Source organism: Sphaerisporangium sp. NPDC049002 (genome assembly GCF_040649355.1).
Lineage (GTDB): Bacteria > Actinomycetota > Actinomycetes > Streptosporangiales > Streptosporangiaceae > Sphaerisporangium.
The window spans coordinates 1-19,603 of sequence record NZ_JBEZFH010000144.1 but is presented as its reverse complement, the minus strand read 5'-3'; the positions used below and the strand labels follow the sequence as shown (position 1 = coordinate 19,603).

The following is a 19,603-nucleotide window of genomic DNA, read 5'->3' as shown; positions in this document are numbered from 1 at the left end:
GGGCTGATGATGGTGCTGTCGGCCTCCAGCATCGAGGCGCTGCAGAAGACGGGGAACCCCTTCTACTGGTTCCTCAAGCAGTCGCTGTCGGTCGGGCTCGGCATCCCGGTGATGTGGATCTGCTCGCGGCTGCCGCAGCGGTTCTTCCGGCTCGCCGGCTACCCCCTGATGGCCTTGTCCATCATCGGCCTGATCATGGTCATCTTCATCGGCGAGACCGAGCTGGGCGCCCAGCGGTGGATCTACATGGGCGGGCTCACCATCCAGCCGTCCGAGCCCGCCAAGCTCGGCCTGGTGCTCTGGGGCGCCGACCTGCTCGCGCGCAAGGCCAAGGGCGGCCTCATCGAGTGGCGGCAGCTCCTGATCCCCCTCATGCCCGGCACCGCGATCCTCGCGGTCATGGTCATGCTCGGGCGCGACCTCGGCACCACGCTCGTGCTCATGCTGATCTTCCTGGCGCTGCTGTGGGTCGTCGGCGCGCCGCTGCGGCTGTTCTCCGGCATCCTCGCCGTCGCCGCGCTGGCCACCATCATCATGATCAGCGTCGAGGGCTACCGCTCGGCCCGCATCGAGGGCTGGCTGGACGTCTGGGGCAACGCCCAGGGGTCGGGGTACCAGGCGGCGCAGGGGCAGATCGCGATGGGCTCGGGCGGCTGGTTCGGGCTCGGCCTCGGCAGCAGCAGGCAGAAGTGGAGCTGGGTGCCGCACGCCGAGAGCGACTTCATCTTCTCCATCATCGGCGAGGAGCTGGGGCTCATGGGCACGCTGCTCGTGGTCGCGCTCTTCGGCCTCCTCGGGTACGCCGGGCTGCGCGTGGCGTCCCGCGTCAAGGACCCGTTCATCCGGCTGACGGCCTCCGCCGCCGTGGCCTGGATCGCAGGTCAGGCCATCGTCAACATCGGCGCGGTCATCGGTGTGCTGCCCATCACCGGCATCCCGCTGCCGCTCGTGTCCTACGGTGGGTCGGCGCTGTTGCCCACGCTGGCGGCGCTCGGCATGCTGCTGTCGTTCGCCAAGCGCGAGCCCGGCGCGGCCGCCGCGCTCGCCGCTCGTGGACCCGGGCCCGCGGCGCGGGCTCTAAGCTGGCTTGGCCTGGGTCGCACGCTGGCGAAGATTCGCCGGACGGGGCGGCCCCGACCGACATCGAGGCACGTGGAGTGAAAGGACCGACATGAGGGTGGTCCTCGCAGGCGGCGGCACCGCCGGCCACATCGAACCCGCCCTGGCGCTGGCCGACGCGCTTCGCAGGCAGGACCCGAGCATCGGGATCACCTGCCTCGGCACCGAGCGCGGCCTGGAGACCAGGCTGGTTCCCGCGCGCGGGTACGAGCTGGCGCTGGTGCCCGCGGTCCCGCTGCCGCGCGCCATCACGCCGCAGCTGCTGACGGTCCCCGGCCGGCTGGCCGGGGCGATCAACGCGGCCGCCGGCGTCATGGACCGCGTGCGGGCCGACGTGCTGGTCGGCTTCGGCGGGTATGTCGCGACCCCCGCCTACCTCGCCGCCCGGCGGCGCGGGGTGCCGATCGCGGTGCACGAGGCGAACCCGCGTCCCGGCCTCGCCAACCGGCTCGGCGCCCGGCTCACCGACCACGTGTTCACCGGCCATCCCGACGCCGCGCTGCCCCACGCCGAGTACGTCGGCATCCCGCTGCGGCGCGAGATCGTCGCGCTCGACCGGCTGTCGACGGGCGACAAGGCCAGGTCCTACTTCGGCCTTGAGAACGACCGGCCGACGCTGCTGGTCTTCGGCGGCTCGCAGGGGGCGCGCGCCATCAACGAGGCGGCCCTCGCCTCCGCCCCGGCCCTGCGCCACGCGGGCGTCCAGGTGCTCCACGTGATCGGCCCGAAGAACACCGTCAGCCAGGAGCCCCCGCCCGGCGACCCGCAGTACGTCGTGCTGCCCTACGTCGACCGCATGGATCTGGCGTACGCGGCCGCCGACTTCGTGCTGTGCCGCAGCGGGGCGATGACCTGCGCCGAGCTCACCGCCGTGGGGCTCCCCGCGGCGTACGTGCCGCTGCCGCACGGCAACGGCGAGCAGAAGCTCAACGCGATGCCGATCGTCGAGGCCGGGGGAGGGATGATGGTCGACAACGCCGACCTGAACGCTGATTGGATCATCCAGACGGTGCTTCCCGTCCTGCGCGACCCCGAGCGGGTGGTGGCGATGTCCGACGCCGCCTCGCGGATGGGCCGCAAGGACGCCGACACGGTGCTGGCACGCAAGGTCATCGAGATCGTCTCCGCCGGAGGCCGCCGATGAGCCTTGTGAAGCTGATCGAGCCGGTGGCCGCGGGCGACCTCGGCCGGGTGCACTTCATCGGCATCGGCGGCTCCGGCATGTCCGGCATCGCGCGCATCCTGCTCAAGCGCGGCGTCGACGTGTCAGGGAGCGACGCCCGCAGCTCGCAGATGGTGTCCGAGCTGCGCGAGCTCGGCGCCACCGTGCACGTGGGCCACGCCGCCTCGCACATCAGGAACGTCGACACCGTGGTGGTGTCCACCGCGATCCGCGACTCCAACCCCGAGCTCGGCGAGGCGCTGCGCCAGGGGCTGCGCGTCATCCCGCGCGCCGCCGCGCTCTCCGCCGTGATGGTCGGGCGCGTCGGCATCGCGGTCGCGGGCACGCACGGCAAGACCACCACCACCTCGATGCTCACGGTCGCCCTGCAGAAGTGCGGGCGCGACCCCTCCTACTGCGTGGGGGGCCAGCTCGTGACCACCGGCCTCGGGGCCGACGAGGGCGCGGGAGACGTCTTCGTGGCCGAGGCCGACGAGAGCGACGGGTCCTTCCTCATGCTCGCCCCCCGGGTGGCGGTGGTGACCAACGTCGAGGCCGACCACCTCGACAACTACGGCGACCCGCAGGCGGTGCACGACAGCTTCGCCCGCTTCGTCGAGCGCATCGGCTCGGCGCTGGTGGTCTGCGCCGACGACCCGGGCGCCGCTGCGCTGATCCCGCTGGCGCGTGCCCGTGGCCTGCTCGTGCGCACCTACGGCGAGTCAGAGGACGCCGACCTCCGCGTCGTGGACATCGCCCCCGACGGGTTCGGGGTCGCGTTCACGGTGGAGGGCAAGGGCGACGTCCGGCTGGCGGTGCCGGGCCGCCACAACGCGCTGAACGCCACCGCCGCGCTGGCGGTGGCCGAGGAGCTCGGGGTCCCGTTCGACGAGTTCCGCGACGGGCTCGCGGCGTTCACCGGGGCCAAGCGCCGCTTCGAGGCCAAGGGCGAGGCGGCCGGGGTCGCGGTGTTCGACAGCTACGCCCACCACCCGACCGAGCTGGCCGCCGACCTGCGCGCCGCCCGCGACGTGGTCGCGTCGTTCTCCGGGCCGTCCGGCCGCGTCATCGCGGTCTTCCAGCCCCACCTGTACTCTCGCACCCGCTTCTTCGCCGACGAGTTCGGAGCCGCGCTCGGGCTGGCCGACGAGGCCATCGTCCTCGACGTCTACGGCGCCCGCGAGGACCCCGAGCCCGGGGTCTCCGGCGCCCTGGTCGCCGGCAAGGTCCCGCTCCCGCCCGAGCAGGTGGTCTACGTGCCCGACCGGGCCTCGGTCCCGGCCATCGTGGCCGAGCGGGCCCGGCCGGGTGACGTCGTGCTCACCATGGGCGCGGGAGACGTGACCGAGCTCGGCCCGCATATCGTCGCCGAGCTCGCCTCGCGGTGAGCCAGTCGGCGTGGCGCACGGCCTTCGCCGTCCTGCTGTCCTGCGGGGTGGTGGGAGCGGCCGCCTGGCTGGTGTTCTTCTCGCCGGTCCTCGGCGTGCGCGACATCGCCATCTCGGGGAACCTCACGCTTCCCGACGACCAGGTCCGCCAGGCGGCGGCGGTGCCCGACCGCCAGCCGATGGCCATGGTCGACCTGGAGGCGGTCCGGAGCAGGATCGCCGCGCTGCGGCAGGTCGAGTCGGTCGAGGTGGAGCGGAACTGGCCGGCCACCCTCAGCGTCCGCCTGGTGGAGCGCAGGCCGGTGGCGGTCGTCCTCGGGGGCGGCAAGGCGTCTGTGGTCGACCGGCACGGGGTCGTGATCGAGGTGAGGGACGTCGCCCCGGGCGGCCTTCCCGCCCTCCACGTCGACCGTTTCGCCGTGGACGACCCCGCCACCAAGGCCGCGCTCGCGGTCGCCGGCGGGCTTCCCGGCGATCTGGCGCGCAGAGTCGAGATGGTGCGGGCCGTGTCGCCGGACGATGTCTCACTTCGCCTGGCCGACGGCCGTACGATCGTGTGGGGCGGGGCCGAGCGCACCCGTGACAAGGCGCGCATCGCCCTCACACTGCTCCAACGCCCGGCCGACAGTTACGACGTCAGCTCACCGGATGTCGTGACAGTCAAGTGATATGCCCCACAGCCGGACAGGTTCCGGCAGGAGCGAATGGGACAGGCTGCGACACGCCGGGCGAGCTTGCGGCGCGGTGAGTTGACCCTGGGGGAGGGGCAACCCTACTGTCCGTATCATTCCTCAGGTTGACATAACTCTAAATCTCAACTTGAGGGTGAGAGTTAAACAAGAAGGTCCGGCCCCGTTTCGGGCTTCACGTAATGCAAGTAAACGAGCGGAAAGGCCCCTCGTCGTGGCAGCACCGCAGAACTACCTCGCGGTCATCAAGGTCGTCGGCATCGGCGGCGGCGGAGTGAACGCCGTGAACCGGATGATCGAGGAGGGACTCAAGGGCGTCGAGTTCATCGCCATCAACACCGACGCCCAGGCGCTGCTGATGAGTGACGCCGACGTCAAGCTGGACGTGGGCCGCGAGCTCACGCGCGGCCTCGGCGCGGGAGCCAATCCCGAGGTCGGGCGCAAGGCCGCCGAGGACCACCGCGAGGAGATCGAGGAGGTGCTCAAGGGCGCCGACATGGTCTTCGTCACGGCGGGCGAGGGCGGCGGCACCGGCACGGGCGGAGCGCCCGTCGTGGCGAACATCGCCCGGTCGCTCGGCGCGCTGACCATCGGTGTCGTGACCCGGCCCTTCAGCTTCGAGGGGCGGCGGCGCGCGGCGCAGGCGGAGGCGGGCATCGAGACCCTCCGCGACGAGGTCGACACGCTCATCGTCATCCCGAACGACCGCCTGCTGTCGATCTCCGACCGTCAGGTCAGCGTGCTCGACGCCTTCAAGGCGGCCGACCAGGTGCTGCTCTCGGGTGTGCAGGGCATAACCGACCTCATCACCACCCCCGGTCTGATCAACCTGGACTTCGCCGACGTGAAGTCGGTCATGTCGGGCGCGGGTTCGGCGCTGATGGGCATCGGTCACGCGCGCGGGGACGACAGGTCCGTCGCCGCGGCCGAGATGGCGGTGTCCAGCCCGCTGCTGGAGGCGAGCATCGACGGGGCCCACGGGGTCCTGCTGTCCATCGCGGGCGGGTCCGACCTCGGGCTCTTCGAGATCAACGAGGCGGCGCAGCTGGTGTCCAACGCCGCCGCGCTGGACGCCAATATCATCTTCGGCACGGTCATCGACGACGCCCTCGGCGACGAGGTGCGGGTCACGGTGATCGCCGCGGGCTTCGACGAGCCCGAGCCGGAGAAGCCGCCCGCCCCGCCGCAGCCCGCCGCGCGCCCCCAGCCCGCGGCGCGTCCCGCCCCGCAGGCGGCGCCGGCGCCCGTGTCCCAGCCGAGCCAGCAGTCCCGCCCGGTCACATCGGGTTTCCCCGCGCCCAAGAGCGAGCCGGCGCGCGCCGAGCAGCGCCCGGCCCCGGTACGTCCGCTGCCGCCCGCGCAGCCCGCTCCGGTGACCCAGGCCGCGCCTCCGCCCCCGCCGGCGCCGGAGCCCGCTCCCGCGCCCGACCCGGCGCCCGTGACCGCTTCGGCTCCCACCCCGTTCGGTCGTGAGACCGGGGAGTCCTCGAACAGCTCGCATGGCTCCGCCTCGCATTCCGAGCAGCAGCCCCAGGGGCCGGTGTCGATCCCGAGGCCGGCGCCCGAGCTGCCCACTCCCATCACCTCCCGCGTCTCCGAGCCCGCCCGGCGCCGTCCGGTGGTCTTCGAGGAGCAGGAAGAGGAGCTGGACGTCCCTGACTTCCTGAAGTGAGTGCCGGCACGTGCCTGTTCCCCTCCGGGGAGCCGGGCACGTGCCGCGCTCGCGACGTCGTCCCATCCGCATGTTCCTGACCTTCTGAAGTGACCGAACCCCCACGTGAAGAACGCGAACACCACACGACGCGACGAGATCGCGGCGGGCCTGGCCGAGGTGGAGCGCCGGATCGCCGGCGCCTGTGAGAGGGCCGGGCGCGCGCGCCGGGACGTCACCCTTGTCGCGATCACCAAGACCTATCCCGGCTCCGACGTGAGAATCCTCGCCGAGCTCGGCATCCGCGACGTCGGCGAGAACCGCGACCAGGAGGCCGCCGCCAAGGCCGCCGAATGCGCCGACCTGCCCCTGACGTGGCATTTCGTCGGGCAGCTCCAGACGAACAAGGCCAGGTCCGTCGTCTCCTACGCCGACGTGATCCACTCGGTCGACCGCGCGCGGCTGGCCGGGGCCCTGGGCCGCGAGGCCGTCAAGGCGGACCGGCGGGTCACCTGCCTGGTCCAGGTGGCCCTGGACGACGATCCGGGCCGCGGCGGAGTGCCGCCGGCGGAGCTGCCGGCCATGGCCGACCTGATCGCCGGGACCGAGGGTCTGGCCCTCGGTGGCGTCATGGCGGTGGCCCCACTCGGGGGCGATCCAAATAGGGCGTTCGCGAGGCTTTCAGAACTTTCATCTGCTCTAAGGGTGGTCCATCCGGATGCGTCCGTCGTTTCGGCGGGAATGAGTGGAGATCTGGCCGAGGCGATCGCGCATGGAGCGACACACGTGCGTGTCGGTACGGCGTTGCTCGGTCGCCGGAAGCCCTTCGTCAGGTAATGTCCCCCCGAGTGGACCTTGATGTCCATGTATCCGAGCAGAGGTCGACAGCGGTGCCTTAGGTTGCCTTGGGTACGGCGACCATGAGCAGGAGGACGACGTAGCGATGGCCGGCGCGATGCGCAAGATGGCGGTCTACCTCGGTCTCGTGGAGGACGACCGCTACCCGGATTATGGCAATTACGCCGACGACGAGGATTACACGGACGACTACGTCGACCGGCGCCGCGGTGACGAGCGCGGGCTTGGAACGCCCCAAGACGGCCAGGAGGAGGTCGAGACCCCGGTCCCGGCTCCGAGGTCCGGGTCCGCGGTAGTCGAGCGCCGTACGACCGATCTGGCGCGAATCACAACCCTTCATCCTCGTACGTACAACGAAGCGCGAACGATCGGCGAGCACTTCCGCGAGGGAACTCCCGTCATCATGAACTTGACAGAAATGGTCGACAGCGACGCCAAGCGTCTTGTTGATTTCGCGGCAGGTCTGGTCTTTGGCCTACATGGCAGCATTGAACGTGTTACCAACAAGGTGTTCCTGTTGTCCCCTGCCAACGTCGAGGTGACCGCCGAGGACAAGGCCCGAATCGCGGAACGCGGGTTCTTCAACCAGAGCTAGAGTTCCACCATGAACAGTGAACGGCCAGACATGGCCCGCCCGGACCGAGGTCGGCAGATCGGGATGGAGGCAGGACGCGACCGTGGGGATCGTTAAGGACATCTTGGTCGGAGTCCTGTACATCTATCTCATACTGTTGATCGGCAGGATGATCTTCGAGACGGTGCAGGCGTTCGCCCGCTCCTGGCGTCCCACAGGGCTCGTCCTGGTGCTCGCGGAAGCCACATACACGGCAACCGATCCACCTCTCAAGTTCCTCCGCCGTTTCATTCCGCCCCTCCGGTTGGGTACGGTGGCCTTTGACCTAAGCTTCACAGTGCTGTTCATTGTGGTCTTGGTCATGATCCAAATCGTGTCCGCGCTTCGTTTTTGATCGGGTACCGTCCTCCGGACAGACTCCGAGCGCGCCAAGGAGACCGAAATGCCGCTGACGCCCGCTGATGTGCGGAACAAGCAGTTCAGTACCACCCGGCTGCGGCCGGGGTACGACGAGGAAGAAGTCGACGCCTTCCTTGATGAGGTGGAGGCCGAGCTCGACCGCCTCATCCAGGAGAACGAGGAGCTTCGTGCGAAGCTGACCGAGTGCCTGCGTGGCAAGGTGCCGGGTGGGATGGGCATGAGCATGGCGCCCGCCCCGGTGGCCGAGCCCAAGCCCGAGATGATGATGCCGCAGCCGGAGCCCATGAAGCCACCGGAGCCCATCAGGCCCGAGCCTGTCCCCGTCGGCATGGGAATGCCCCCCGCCGAGGACAACATGGACACCGCCGCCCGCGTGCTCGCCCTGGCGCAGCAGACCGCGGACCAGGCGATCGCCGACGCGCGCCGCGAGGCCGACGAGACGGTCACCCGGGCGCGACGCGAGGCCGACGAGGTCCTCGGCAAGGCCCGCCGCCAGGCCGAGCAGATCATCGGTGACGCCCGTGCCCGCGCTGAGACGCTTGAGCGCGACGCGCAGGAGCGCCACAGGCAGGCGATGGGCTCGCTGGTGCAGACCCGTGACGAGCTTGAGCGCAAGGTCGAGGAGCTGCGGAGCTTCGAGCGCGAGTACCGCAGCAGGCTCAAGCTCTACCTTGAGAACCAGCTCGCCGAGCTCAACGTGTCGGCCGAGGGCAGCGGCGGCTTCCCCGTCGTGGGTGCTCAGATGGGCGGGGCTCCTGCCATGTCCCACGCTGTCGCTCCCGGTGGCCAGCAGCAGATCCCCGGTGGCCAGAACAACCCGTTCGGCCCCGAGCCCACGCAGCACTCCGGAGCCTTCCAGGGAGTCGACGGCCCCCACAACGATCGCCGTTAGGGTAACGGGTCAGGTTCCTCACCGACCCGCGACTGGGAGTCCCTGTGATCTACCTCAGCGCCATTCTGGTGGTGCTCGCCTTCGGCCTGCTGGTCGCGGGCGTGGTGACCGGAACAGCGGTCCTGGTCATGTGGTCGATCGTGGTCAGCGTGCTGTCCGCGGTCTTCCTTATGATCGGGGCGCTGCTGCGTCGCCATGAGTTGTTCCCCTCCGGCGGCACTACGGCGGCCACCGCGTCGCCGATGCCCGTGGCAGGCGCCGGAGTCGCGGGTGGCTCGATGGGCCGTCCCGGTGGAGTGGCGGCTTCCCCGGGGGTCCCCCTCGCACACCCCATGGCCGCGCCCCACTTGGGGTTCCAGACGGCCACGCTGGCTCCGCCGCGGGCGTTCCCCGCGACAGGGCCGGGGCGTGGCGCGGGAGGCGGGCCGTCCGCCGACGCGATCGTGCTGGTCATCCCCGGGCGCAAGCGGTTCCACCTGCGTGGGTGCCGCCAGCTCGCCGGGCGCGAGTTCGAGGAGCTGACGTACGAGGAGGCCCGCGAGGAGGGCTTCACGGCCTGCACCACCTGCCTCCCCGACGGCTACAAGCCCGACACCGCCCGCAAGTCCGACAGCGTCCGCACCTCCGAGCCCACCCCCCGCACCACGGAGACCGGCCACAGATCCGAGCCTGGCGACAGGCCCGAGACAGGTCGCACGTCCGAGGCGGGCCGCACGTCCGAATCCGGGCGTGGCGCCGAGCCCGGCGGCACGGGCGTGGCGGGCGACAGGGCGGCGACCGGCTCCGGCACAGGGCACAAGCCTGAAGGCCAGGCCGCGACCAAGCCCGAGCACCAGGCCGAGAGCCGGAACAAGGCCGAGGGCAAGGCCGCCGAGACGGGACGCGGGCCCGCGTCCGGTTACAGGTCCGATGAGACGCGGCCGGTGCCCCAGGTCCCCGCCAAGTCACCGATGAATCCGATCGAGAAGACTCCCGGGCGCGCCGGGACTCAGACCGGTTCCTCTTCATCGGGTCCGATCGAGAAGGCCCCCGGACGCGCCGGGACTCAGGCCGGCTCCTCTTCCTCCGGTTCAGTGGACGCCGAGACCGAGCGTCCCGACGGGGAGCAGTCCTCCACCTGGCGGTCCGAGGCATGGTTCGCGGCTCCTTCCCCGGGCTCGTCCACTGACAAGCCGCCGACCGGCAGCCCTTCGAGCAGCTCTTCGGGCGAACCCGGTGGCTCCTCCTCCGCGAAGAAGCCTGGCCCCTCTTCCACCCCGATCGACCTTCCGATCGCCCCCGTCAAGCTTCCCGAGGCCCTCTCCCCCTTCGAGGCCTTCAAGCGTTCGGACCCGCCAAAGCCGTCAGCCGGCACGAGCAAGCCGTCAGCCGGGCCGAGCAAGCCGTCGGCCGGTGACGCGAGGCCCGGAGAGCCCGTTGGCGGGGGGCCCCGCACGGCGTCGTCCGACCCGAGCCCGTCCGCGGGCAAGCCCGGAACGGCTGGCAAGAAGCCCGTCGAGGCTCACGACGACGACAACGACGATGATCCGGTCGTCGTGGTCAGCGGCGCGCCCCGCCAGGCCGCCACCCCCGGCAAGACGGCCACCACCGGCGACAGGACGGCCGCCACCCCCGGCAAGGCGGACACGTCCAAGGACGCCGACTCCGCGAAGAGCGCAGGACCGGAGAGAAGGACCGACTCCGCGAAGAGCGCCGGACCCGAGCGAGGGACCGAGCCCGGCAAGAGCGCCGGGCCCGAGAAGGGCGCTGGGCCCGAGAAGGGCGCCGTCAGTCCTGCCGCCGGGAAGCCCGCGAAGCCGGAGAAGGCCACCGCGACTTCGGGTGGCGCGGGCTCCACCGGCGCCAACCCCAAGCCGGCCGCGCCCGCCGAGAAGCCGTCGAAGCCGCAGCCGGACGGCGGCACCCCCGAGCGGTCCGACACCGGCCCCGCCCGCAGGGACACCGACGCCAAGCGCGGGGACAGCGACTCCACGAGCGGGCACAGCGACGTCGAGCCGGGGGACACCGGCACCCCGTCAAGTGATGCCGGTGACAAGCCGAGCGGCGCCGGTGACAGGCAGACCGGTACAGGGGACAGGCAGGGCACCGCCGGGGACAGGCCGAGGAAGAGTGACCCGACCGTCGAGGTGATGCGCCCCGGCATCGTCAAGGTCATCCCCGGCACCCGGCGTTACCACAGCTCCGCCTGCCCGCTGATCAAGGGATCGGACCCGGGCACCCTGGAGACGATGTCCAAGCCCGACGCCGAGGCCGCCGGCCTGACCCACTGCTCCGTCTGCGACCGCGACGACTGAAGCATTCAACGTTTCCCCTCGGCCCGCGACTCCTGGCGGGCCGGGCCGCGTGTTCACGACCGTGTCGGCGGAGTGGCTTTCCCGGATGACCTGGGTCACGTGCGGACCATGGTTCATCCGGCGTTCGCCGGTGCTTCGGGCAGCCGCGACGGGGGCAGGAGATCGCTTGGGCGCCGGTCCCTTATCCGGGATTGGGATGCGGCGATAACCCGGCTTCACGGGTCCGTGCTGGCCTTCGCGTGCTGATGTTTTCGGACAGCCGGCCCGGGGTTCCGGTCGGACTCGGGACGCCGGGCCCTACCTGTACCGCTCGCACTTCCACGCCACGACCGATGCCGAGGAGACGGCCTGCGCGCTGGCCCACCTGGAGCAGGTCATCGCCTTCGAGGGCCCGTCGACCGTCGCCGCCGTCGTGCTGGAGACGGTGGTCGGCACAGCCGGCATCCTGGTGCTCCCGGCCGGCTACCTGGCCGGTGTGCGCGAGCTGTGCGACCGGCACGGCATCGTCTTCATCGCCGACGAGGTCATGTCCGGCTTCGGCCGCACCAGCGCGTGGTTCGCCGTCGACCACTGGGGCGTCACCCCCGACCTGATCACCTTCGCCGAGGGCGTCAACTCCGGCTGTGTCCCTCTGGGCGGCGTCATCGTCTCCGACGCGATCTACGACACCTTCCGCACCCGCCCCTACCCCGGCGGTCTCACCTACTCGGGCCACCCTCTGGCCTGCGCCGCCGCCGTCGCGGCCATCACCGCGATGAAGGAGGACGGCATCGTCGAGAACGCCGCCCGGATCGGCGAGCAGGTCATCGGCCCCGGCCTGCGGGAGATCGCCGAACGCCACCCCTCGGTCGGCGAGGTACGCGGCCTCGGCGTCTTCTGGGCCCTGGAACTGGTGCGCGACCGCGAGACCCGGGAGATGCTCGTCCCCGGCGCCGCCGGCGGCGCCGAGACCCGCCCGGTGGACGAGGTCGTCGCCGCGTGCAAGGCCCGGGGCCTGTGGCCCGTGTACAACTACAACCGCATCCACGTCGTCCCTCCGTGCACCATCACCGACACCGAGGCCAAGGAGGGCCTCGCCATCCTCGACGAGGCCCTCACCAAAGCCGACGCCCACGTCGCCTGACCTCGACCGGTTCCGCCTCCATCGCGCCCACCGCGGAGAGAGGGGCGATCGTTCGGCCCTTCATGGCTGACCGGTGTCCCACTTGCAGCGGGCCGCCGAGGCCTGTCCATGATAGGAGATGCTTATCTCCTTAGCCGCTAATGTAGTAAGGTTGCACATGTCTGTGCGGCTTTCTGCGCACGATGTGGTCGGCGATGTAGCTCAGTTCCCAAGCAGATGCTGCTGGTAGACCAGTTCGTAGAGATGGCCACCCTTGATCAGGATTTGTGCTTCGATCGGCTTGTTATCAGCGGTGTAAACCGTGCGAAATGTGCGGAGTACGGGCACATCATCGGGAAGCTCCAAGCTCTCCAGCTCGTCGGTGGTGGGGAGCCGCACGGAAAGCTTGTCGACCCAGTGATGTGGTGGGAGCCCCAGCTCGGTGAGCAGCCGTGGCGAGCCACCAGGAATCCTGCGACGTTCCATCAGGGCAGTGCCCGTGGCGATGGAGAGCGGATGATAGATCCACGCGAGCTCGGTGGGTGCGTCGTTGAGCAGCAGGAGCTGGTGGCGGACCGAAACAAGATCGTCCTCGGTGAGGTCGAACGTCTCGGTGACAGCTGCGGGAGGCTTCACCTCGGCTACATCCAGAAGCTTCACGGCTCCCCGGAGCGATCGCTTAGCTGCCTCGGTCATCCAGGGATAAGCCTCATCGTCACGGCGTGGAGGCATGTAGGAAGCGGGAACGATCGCCAAGGCCGGCTCGGCGCGCACGAAGACCCCCACGCCAGCCCGGCCTGCGATGAAGCCCTCGTCTTTCAGCACGTTCAGGGTCCGCTGCACGGTCTGACTGGTCACGCTGTACTGGGCCATCAGTTGCTGAGTCGTCGGCAAACGCATGCCGGGCAGCAGATCCCCCGACATGATCAAAGCCCGAATCTCCGCCGCGATCTGCTGATGTCTGGGCCGGGGGTCTGTCTTCTTGGTCATGGATCACCTCACTTTGAACTGGTAACGGAAACGGCGACCTTCGGGAAGCATCGTCATCATCGACGCCTCGAACGGCACCCGTCCCGCCGCGAAGACAACCCTGAACAGCACAACCACCAGCGTGCCAACCTCCACGTCGAGAAGTGCGGCCTCCTCCTCCAGCGCCCGACTGATGGAGATGTCCTCGTACACCTCGTCGGGGACATAGCCGAGTTCCGTCAGAAGAGTAGACGCTCCACCAGGGATCTTGCGGGCCTCGGCGAGCCGTGTGTCGGCGGCGACCGCTGCCGGGTAGTACGAATCGGTGAGCTCAACCGGGCGCTCATCCACAAGCATCCGTCGGCGGCGAACGATGGCGGTGTGACCCTTTTCGATCCGCAGAGCCTGGGCCACCGGAGCGGGTGGCACTAACTCGGTTACCTCACGAAGGCGCTGAGAGCCGGACCTGCCTGTCTCGGAAAGTTCCTCCGACCAGGCATCCGCCTGGCCTTGCGCACGTGGGGACAGGTATGACTCCGAACTGCCGATCCAGCCTCCGAAATGGTCCATGGAGAACTCCGAGCGGTTTAGGTGGCAAAGTAGTAAGGCTGGTCTCACTCTACCGGCCACTGCTCCCGCGCCTCACGACCGCTTGAAGGGCACGCAGCAGTGCATCGCTACTCTGTTCCCTCTAGAACAATGTGCCCATTCGGCGGGAACAGGCCGTCATCGAAGAGTCGCGTCACCGCCTGCACCGGGCGGCCAACCTCGCCGAGCATTCAGCGGACACCGGCCAATCCTGGTCACCACGTTCACCAAGACCTCGTGGAAGCTCTGGCCCATCAGCTCGATCTGCTCGTTCCCGACGGCACGCTACGGGCCCGGATCGACGTCGTACACGTGGACAAGCTCGTCAACGAGATCAAACGAGCCGCTCGGTCCTGATCAGGGCGGGCGGCCCGGCGGCGTGTCCCAAGCGACCACGACCGCGTTCCAGGTGCGGGCCGGGTGCGTCGCACCTCCTCGTGGACCGCGGTCAGAATGTGGCGATCGGGTTGACCGGGCTGCCGGACGTACCGGCGAAGCGGACCGGCGCGACCGCGAGGTGGAAGTCCCACTGGCCGAGCTCGGCAGCCGTCGTCGCGCACGCCTCCAGGTCGCAGTTGTCGAGCATCCACAGACCCATGGCGACGAGGCTCACGGCGTGAACCGGCATCAACACGCCTTCGTACCCCGATGGCTGAACGTCCTGGGGGGTGTCAGCGCCGATCAGCGCGACCTCCCGTCCATGCAGCCACGGCAGGCAGGACGCGTGCCACCCGGCCTGCGTGAAACCGCTGACCGCACCGGTCTCGTGCCGGACGCGGCCATAGCCGGTCCGCAGGAGTACCGCATCGCCGGATCGCACCCGCACACCCTGGCGACGCTCGGCCTCCTCAAGATCGTCGGGAAACACGCCCTGCCCCGGTTCCAGCCACGGCACACCCCGCACGCTCGCGATGTCCAGCAGGACACCACGCGTGATGATCCCGTTCGCCGCCGCCGTGACGGACGCCCACGCCGATCCCGTCGCGGCGTCGACCAGCGAGTGCGACCGCCCGTTGTACATCGTGCCGTCCCAGAAGATGTGGCACGGCGAGTCGACGTGGGTGAGGGTGTTGCCGTGGAACGTGACGCCGAGCCGCTCGGACGAAAAGCCCCAGCGCCGGTCGTCGCGGAATCCGGGCACCGGCATGTTCTCGGCACCCGGCATGTCGGCGGCGCACGGGCACGTCGTCGTCGACCGCTCCATGTCCTCCGGTACGGCGACCTCCCATGCGCACGACACGCTCCTGCCGTGGCGCACGGCCCGCGACGCCGCCAGCCGGACGTCGTCGGTGATGTGGTTCAGAGTGCCGAGTTCGTCGTCGTCACCCCACCGTCCCCAGTTCGACAGCGTGTTGAAATACCCGAGCACGTCGTCCTGTGTGGGCACCGGTCGTCCTGCCGTCATCCCCGCATCGACTCCTCCGGTCACGTCCTTCGAGGCACAGCAGGCAGGGTATCCCGTTTCCTCGAACCCCTCTTCAGCCTCGGCTATCCGCTGGGCCATTGTGAGTGAGAGGGTCTGGCCCGCCGTGACCGGGCTTTCGTCTTGCCGATCGGCAGGCGCCGGCGTAGGTGCTGGTCGTGAAGGCTTTCGGCGGGGCGCCAGGTGGCGGCGGTGACTTCTTCCATTTGTAGTTCGGCGATGTCGGCCGTCGTGTGGAAGAGGAAACGGAAGTCGAAGTGCTGATGTTCCGGTTCGTTCTTGGCGTCGTTGGCGGGGATGGGGTGCACGTCGATGTGGAGCGGCCCGTCTCCCATTGGGGTCACGGAGTCAGCCGGGATGCCGGTCTCTTCGGAGAGTTCCCGCAGGGCCGCGCCGAGCAGGGTCTCATCGGTGTCTTCGAGGTGTCCGCCGGGGAGCAGCCAGGTGCCGAGGACCCGGTGGTGGACGTGAAGGACGAGACCCAGGTCGTTGACGAGAACGGCTCCGGCGGTGGCGTGGCCACGGAACTCCTTGCGGGTGGCGATGTCGGCCCCGGCGTCCAGAAGGCCGAGTACGGGCGTGAGCGCCGCCGTCTCGTCCGGGTGGGCGGCGAGGTAGCCGGTCAGGGTGTCGCGGATGTGCCGCGCCGTGATGGTCATGGATCACCTGTCGAAGTAGTTGAGCCAGGTCGCCGCGATCGCGGCTCTGTCGGTGGCGCTGACTTCGTGCATACCGGGGGCGAGGTCGCCCCGGCTGAGCATGTGCATCCCGGCGACTATCTCAGCCTGTACGAGGTAGATGAACGGTCCCACGCTGGCGCCGTGCAGGAAGTTGACGGCGTTGCCCTCGTTGAGCAGGTAGAAGTAATGCCCGGTTGTCTGGTAGCGGGTGATGTGCTCGCCGGCGTCGGCCCGGCTGTACACGTTCGGGAGACCATCGAGGTCGAGCTCGTCCTCACTGCTGGTGACAGTGGCGACGTAGGCGCCGTTGCGCAGGTGAGGGAAGTCCTCGCCCCGCAGTGACAGCGCACCCGTGGCGCACAGCACGAGCCCGGCTCCCGCCAGCGCCGTCTCGCGGTCGCGGGCCACGGCGAATCCCTGACTGAGCGCCTGGGCACGCCGCACGGGGTCGATGTCGAACACCGTGACGTGCACACCCTTCGCATGCAGGAGCCGGGCTATGGAGCTGCCCAGCTTGCCGAAGCCGACGACCAGGGCCGGTCGGCCGGACGGGATGTCTCCCCGGCCGCGCAGGAGAGCCTCGGTGGAGAACACGACGGACTGCCCGACAAGGAAGTCTTCGGGATCCTTGAGCGGGGATCGGGCGACGGAGACGACAGGACAGGCCAGATCGGCGAGCCCGGCGTAGCGGCGATGCCCGTTCTCGGTGTCCTCCACCACGCCGAGGACGGACCCGGAGAACCGCTCGCACAGCGCGGCCAGCGAGGGCGCGAAGTAGCCGCCGACGTCCAGGAGCACGAGCGACTCGCCGGCCGCTCGCGCTTCCAAGTAGTCCAGGGCGGCTTCGGGCGTCCCGAACAGCTCGCGGGATAGGGAGTCGCAAGGGACCAGGCGCTCGACCTCGCGTCGCGCCGCGGAATCGATCGACTTCGGCTTGGGCAGCACCGCGCGCAACCGCGAGACGGAGGCGACGGCCTGTACGAAGCTCGGGCGCTCGGACAGCAGGTGCGTGACCATGAAACACGTCGGCCGCGCGGCGGGTGCGAGCTGTGCGCCGATCTTGCCGAAGTAGGCGTCGAGCCGGGCCCGTTCGAATGACTCCATGTAGTTCTCTCTTGGGGGACGAGGGGCGGAGACGTCTAGCGTTTGTGCGGTGAGGGGTCGAGCGGGGTGATCCCCGGCCCGGATACGGCCGGAGGGGTCGCCGGTGTGTCCGTGTAAGGTGGGCATCGGTGACCTCGCTGCTGGAACCCGACTCATCGGCCGGGCTATGCGGCATGAGTATTCACGTGCTTCTCGGGGCTTGAGACCGGCCGGGTGGTTCGAGTTTCTGCTTCGGCCTGGCGCATCAGGACGAGGAGGCGTTCCGGGGTGGTCGCTTCCACGATGACGCCGGTCGGGTGGATCAGACCCGAGAAGGCGCAGAACCTCCTCCGCCAACTCGCCCACATGACGACCCACCCGGCGTTCTCCCGCTGAAGCGCCGAGGCGGCCTGATGCAGATCCGCTTCTCGCCTCACGATGTGGGCCTCCAGGATGCTTGCGGCTGTGGCACCGGCCGGCATCAACCGGGCTTGATCTCCGCCCAGACGACCTTGCCGCCGGTCTCGGGCCGGCGGAAACCCCATCGCGTCGTCAGCGCCTCGACCAGGAATAGGCCACGGCCGCCCTCGTCGTCAGGGTCGGCGTCCTTGATGTGCGGGGGGCTGGGGCTCGCGTCCCACACCTCGATCACGGCTCGTGAGTCGACGACATGCAGGCTGACGCATATCGCGTTGAGGCCGCCCGTGAGCTCGCCGTAGCCGGGGCTGTCGGTCATGATGCCCGTCGCCCTGATGGCGTTGGTGCTCAGCTCGGAGACCACTAGTTCGGCAGTTTCGATGAGGTGGGGAAGCTCCCACCTGTGCAGAAGATCGTGGACGTGGCGGCGGGCGGTACGTACCGAACCGGGGAGGGCCGCCAGTGCGAGGCGGCTCGTTGGGGGCGGTTCGGCCGCCTGGACGCTCGTTGGGTTCACGGTGCTGCCCCTATCGGGAGACCTTGGACAGAGGACGCGAAGCCGAATCGATGCCCTGGACTCTGGGCTTCACGCGGCATCGCCTGGTGACTCGCGGTAATCTAATGACTACAGCTCGTTCGCGTCAAGGAATAACGCAAGGTATGCGTGCACGCACACGGCATAGAGAGAAGGTCGTCATGTCACGGCGAGGTACCACCCCCACCGTCCGTCTCCGGCGCCTGGCTTCCGAACTGCGCAAACTCCGGGCCGCCGCCGACATGACCCGAGACGAGGTCACCGAGATCACGAGCATCAACGGAGCGACGCTCTACCGCCTTGAAACCGCCAAGGCCCGCCCCCAGGTGCGTACGCTGAGGACGCTTCTCGACCTGTACAAGGTCGAAGGGCCGCTCCGTGAAGAGCTTCAGGCGATCCTGAAAGAGTCGGCCGAACGGAGTTGGCTGCACACGTTCGAGCGCGAGCTACCCGATCAGTACACGGCTTACATCGGCTTCGAGCAGGAGGCTCAGCGCCTGCTCAACTACGAATCCCTGTTCGTCCCGGGACTCCTTCAGACCGAGGACTACGCTCGTGCCGTCATCCGCAGCATGCCGCCGATGGCAAGCCGTGAAGAGGTGGAAGCCCGAATCGAGGCTCGTCTGCAGAGGCAGGCTCTCCTCGCCCAGGAGCGCCCACTGCACCTCTGGGCCGTCATCGACGAGGCGGTGCTTCATCGCCATGTGGGCGGACGGAATGTGATGAAAGCCCAGCTTCGCAAGCTGCACGAGGTCTCCCAGGAGCCCAACATCACGCTCCAAGTGGTCCCGTTCAACGGAGGCGCACACCCAGGTATGCATGGGAGCTTCATCATCATGCAGTTCGGCGAGGGAAACGAAGATGTGATCTACATCGAGGGCACGACGGCCGATCTGTTTCTGGAGAACGAGACCGACATCCAGCGATATAACCTGGTCTTTGAACACCTTCGGGCCGTCGCCGCGAGCCCAGAGGCTACCCGAGCCATGGTGGCCGCTGTGCTGGAAGCGGAGATCAAGTGAGAGGAACCGCGGGATGTCGCAGACCCCCGACCTGTCCCTCGCCATCTGGCGAAAGAGCAGCCGAAGCGGTGCTAACGGCGCATGTGTCGAGGTAGCGGCCCACGCCGGTGTGATCGGTGTTCGAGACAGCAAGACCCCCGGCGGCCCTGTCCTGGCGTTCAACTCTGACGAGTGGCACGCCTTCGTCCTAGGCGTGAAGTCCGGCAGCCTTGCCGCAGCCGTTTGATCAACTTCAGGTGGCGTACGCGGGCTCCGTCGCTGGTTGATCTCGCCAGGAAGTGGAAGCCGGATCCCAGCTACGACTACTCGCTGGGGGTCCGGGCCATCCTCTGGGAGGAGGTTCCGGAGGGTCGACCGACCATCAACGCGCTCGAAGGGGCCGCGCCTGGCGAGCCACCTGTCGCCGTACCCCAGGACAACCCCTACATGTACTTCCTCGAACTGTGGGAAGCCCTCTTCTATCCCGCTGTGGAGACCGGGGACCTGCCGATCCTGCGAAACTTCATGCGGGCTTTCGAACGGATCCTCGCAATGGGCTCCGAGGTTGTGGACGAGAGCTTCGAGATGATGTTCCTGAAGGAGCTCAGGACGCGGTACGACACTCTCGGTCACTGTTACGGTCCCCTCGTGCGGGAGAAAGTACTAGGAGCTGTTTGGAGTTCGGATCATGTGGTTGAGGTGAGGAGCTTCAGCCACATGATCGAGCCTCGGAGGTGGAGTCCGGCCTCGTAGCTTTC

General features: G+C 69.0%; 21 protein-coding genes. 14 read left to right on the top strand and 7 right to left on the bottom strand.

Annotated features, from left to right (window positions below; translation table 11 throughout):
* The 10 genes from ftsW to AB0B89_RS25020 form a co-directional block, all read left to right on the top strand.
* A partial coding sequence (ftsW, locus tag AB0B89_RS25065; protein ID WP_358557426.1) for a putative lipid II flippase FtsW occupies positions 1–1,161 on the top strand: 1,161 nt, incomplete at its 5' end.
* 10 nt (positions 1,162–1,171) lie between these two features.
* Entirely contained in the window at positions 1,172–2,263 is a 1,092-nt protein-coding gene (murG, locus tag AB0B89_RS25060) for an undecaprenyldiphospho-muramoylpentapeptide beta-N-acetylglucosaminyltransferase (RefSeq protein WP_358557423.1), read from the top strand.
* The gene (gene murC / locus AB0B89_RS25055) at positions 2,260–3,669 is read left to right on the top strand and encodes a UDP-N-acetylmuramate--L-alanine ligase (RefSeq protein ID WP_358557420.1); all 1,410 of its coding nucleotides are present in this window, start codon (positions 2,260–2,262) and stop codon (positions 3,667–3,669) included. Before murG ends, murC begins: the two co-directional genes overlap by 4 nt.
* Positions 3,666–4,337, top strand: a complete 672-nt coding sequence (locus tag AB0B89_RS25050) for an FtsQ-type POTRA domain-containing protein (RefSeq protein WP_358557417.1) — start codon at positions 3,666–3,668, stop codon at positions 4,335–4,337. Before murC ends, AB0B89_RS25050 begins: the two co-directional genes overlap by 4 nt.
* A 235-nt stretch (positions 4,338–4,572) precedes the next feature.
* A complete protein-coding gene (gene ftsZ / locus AB0B89_RS25045) occupies positions 4,573–6,030 on the top strand; it encodes a cell division protein FtsZ (RefSeq protein ID WP_358557414.1) in 1,458 nt (485 codons plus the stop codon).
* Between the two features lie 105 nt (positions 6,031–6,135).
* Positions 6,136–6,846, top strand: coding sequence for a YggS family pyridoxal phosphate-dependent enzyme (locus AB0B89_RS25040; protein ID WP_358557411.1), 711 nt, complete (start codon positions 6,136–6,138; stop codon positions 6,844–6,846).
* A 106-nt stretch (positions 6,847–6,952) separates the two neighbouring features.
* Positions 6,953–7,462 carry a cell division protein SepF gene (gene sepF, locus AB0B89_RS25035; RefSeq protein ID WP_358557408.1) on the top strand — a complete coding sequence of 170 codons (510 nt, stop codon included), beginning with the start codon at positions 6,953–6,955 and terminating at the stop codon, positions 7,460–7,462.
* An 82-nt stretch (positions 7,463–7,544) separates the two neighbouring features.
* Positions 7,545–7,835, top strand: coding sequence for a YggT family protein (locus tag AB0B89_RS25030; protein ID WP_358557432.1), 291 nt, complete (start codon positions 7,545–7,547; stop codon positions 7,833–7,835).
* Between the two features lie 48 nt (positions 7,836–7,883).
* Positions 7,884–8,753: a DivIVA domain-containing protein gene (locus tag AB0B89_RS25025; protein ID WP_358557406.1), complete on the top strand. Its 870-nt coding sequence runs from the start codon at positions 7,884–7,886 to the stop codon at positions 8,751–8,753.
* 44 nt (positions 8,754–8,797) lie between these two features.
* Positions 8,798–11,047: a hypothetical protein gene (locus tag AB0B89_RS25020; protein WP_358557403.1), complete on the top strand. Its 2,250-nt coding sequence runs from the start codon at positions 8,798–8,800 to the stop codon at positions 11,045–11,047.
* A 297-nt stretch (positions 11,048–11,344) separates the two neighbouring features.
* Here the strand turns inward: AB0B89_RS25020 and AB0B89_RS25015 are convergent, their stop codons facing one another.
* Entirely contained in the window at positions 11,345–11,482 is a 138-nt protein-coding gene (locus AB0B89_RS25015; protein ID WP_358557400.1) for a hypothetical protein, read from the bottom strand.
* On the opposite strand from AB0B89_RS25015, the gene AB0B89_RS25010 reads away from it, so the two are divergent.
* Complete coding sequence (locus AB0B89_RS25010; protein ID WP_358557429.1) at positions 11,424–12,170, top strand: aminotransferase class III-fold pyridoxal phosphate-dependent enzyme; 747 nt, start codon at positions 11,424–11,426, stop codon at positions 12,168–12,170. The two genes, AB0B89_RS25015 and AB0B89_RS25010, sit on opposite strands and share 59 nt — an antisense overlap.
* Before the next feature lie 201 nt (positions 12,171–12,371).
* Here AB0B89_RS25010 and AB0B89_RS25005 read toward each other — a convergent pair whose 3' ends face one another.
* The 6 genes from AB0B89_RS25005 to AB0B89_RS24980 form a co-directional block, all read right to left on the bottom strand.
* A complete protein-coding gene (locus AB0B89_RS25005) occupies positions 12,372–13,139 on the bottom strand; it encodes a GntR family transcriptional regulator (protein WP_358557397.1) in 768 nt (255 codons plus the stop codon).
* Between the two features lie 3 nt (positions 13,140–13,142).
* The gene (locus AB0B89_RS25000) at positions 13,143–13,688 is read right to left on the bottom strand and encodes a UTRA domain-containing protein (protein ID WP_358557394.1); all 546 of its coding nucleotides are present in this window, start codon (positions 13,686–13,688) and stop codon (positions 13,143–13,145) included.
* A 466-nt stretch (positions 13,689–14,154) separates the two neighbouring features.
* Positions 14,155–15,111, bottom strand: a complete 957-nt coding sequence (locus AB0B89_RS24995) for a cyclase family protein (protein WP_358557391.1) — start codon at positions 15,109–15,111, stop codon at positions 14,155–14,157.
* An 83-nt stretch (positions 15,112–15,194) separates the two neighbouring features.
* On the bottom strand, positions 15,195–15,788 hold the full coding sequence (locus AB0B89_RS24990) for an NUDIX hydrolase (RefSeq protein WP_358557388.1): 594 nt from the start codon (positions 15,786–15,788) through the stop codon (positions 15,195–15,197).
* Positions 15,789–15,791: 3 nt separating this feature from the next.
* Positions 15,792–16,913, bottom strand: a complete 1,122-nt coding sequence (locus AB0B89_RS24985; protein ID WP_358557386.1) for an adenosylhomocysteinase — start codon at positions 16,911–16,913, stop codon at positions 15,792–15,794.
* Positions 16,914–17,373: 460 nt separating this feature from the next.
* A complete protein-coding gene (locus AB0B89_RS24980; RefSeq protein WP_358557383.1) occupies positions 17,374–17,826 on the bottom strand; it encodes an ATP-binding protein in 453 nt (150 codons plus the stop codon).
* Between the two features lie 179 nt (positions 17,827–18,005).
* Here AB0B89_RS24980 and AB0B89_RS24975 point away from each other — a divergent pair, with 179 nt between their 5' ends.
* Genes AB0B89_RS24975 through AB0B89_RS24965 form a run of 3 tightly spaced genes read left to right on the top strand, consistent with a single transcriptional unit; the run spans position 18,006 to position 19,598 of the window.
* A complete protein-coding gene (locus tag AB0B89_RS24975) occupies positions 18,006–18,866 on the top strand; it encodes a helix-turn-helix transcriptional regulator (protein WP_358557381.1) in 861 nt (286 codons plus the stop codon).
* Between the two features lie 13 nt (positions 18,867–18,879).
* Positions 18,880–19,092 (top strand): DUF397 domain-containing protein, encoded by a 213-nt coding sequence (locus AB0B89_RS24970; protein WP_358557378.1) that lies wholly within the window; start codon positions 18,880–18,882, stop codon positions 19,090–19,092.
* Positions 19,089–19,598 (top strand): hypothetical protein, encoded by a 510-nt coding sequence (locus AB0B89_RS24965; protein WP_358557375.1) that lies wholly within the window; start codon positions 19,089–19,091, stop codon positions 19,596–19,598. Before AB0B89_RS24970 ends, AB0B89_RS24965 begins: the two co-directional genes overlap by 4 nt.
* The last annotated feature ends 5 nt before the right edge of the window (positions 19,599–19,603 follow it).

Excerpts from the sequence above, each read along its gene's own strand:
- murG (WP_358557423.1), top strand. The coding sequence starts at position 1,172 with ATGAGGGTGGTCCTCGCAGGCGGCGGCACCGCCGGCCACATCGAACCC.
- murC (WP_358557420.1), top strand. The coding sequence starts at position 2,260 with ATGAGCCTTGTGAAGCTGATCGAGCCGGTGGCCGCGGGCGACCTCGGC.
- sepF (WP_358557408.1), top strand. The coding sequence starts at position 6,953 with ATGGCCGGCGCGATGCGCAAGATGGCGGTCTACCTCGGTCTCGTGGAG.
- AB0B89_RS25025 (WP_358557406.1), top strand. The coding sequence starts at position 7,884 with ATGCCGCTGACGCCCGCTGATGTGCGGAACAAGCAGTTCAGTACCACC.
- AB0B89_RS25005 (WP_358557397.1), bottom strand. The coding sequence starts at position 13,139 with ATGACCAAGAAGACAGACCCCCGGCCCAGACATCAGCAGATCGCGGCG.
- AB0B89_RS25000 (WP_358557394.1), bottom strand. The coding sequence starts at position 13,688 with ATGGACCATTTCGGAGGCTGGATCGGCAGTTCGGAGTCATACCTGTCC.
- AB0B89_RS24995 (WP_358557391.1), bottom strand. The coding sequence starts at position 15,111 with ATGACGGCAGGACGACCGGTGCCCACACAGGACGACGTGCTCGGGTAT.
- AB0B89_RS24990 (WP_358557388.1), bottom strand. The coding sequence starts at position 15,788 with ATGACCATCACGGCGCGGCACATCCGCGACACCCTGACCGGCTACCTC.
- AB0B89_RS24985 (WP_358557386.1), bottom strand. The coding sequence starts at position 16,913 with ATGGAGTCATTCGAACGGGCCCGGCTCGACGCCTACTTCGGCAAGATC.
- AB0B89_RS24975 (WP_358557381.1), top strand. The coding sequence starts at position 18,006 with ATGTCACGGCGAGGTACCACCCCCACCGTCCGTCTCCGGCGCCTGGCT.
- AB0B89_RS24970 (WP_358557378.1), top strand. The coding sequence starts at position 18,880 with ATGTCGCAGACCCCCGACCTGTCCCTCGCCATCTGGCGAAAGAGCAGC.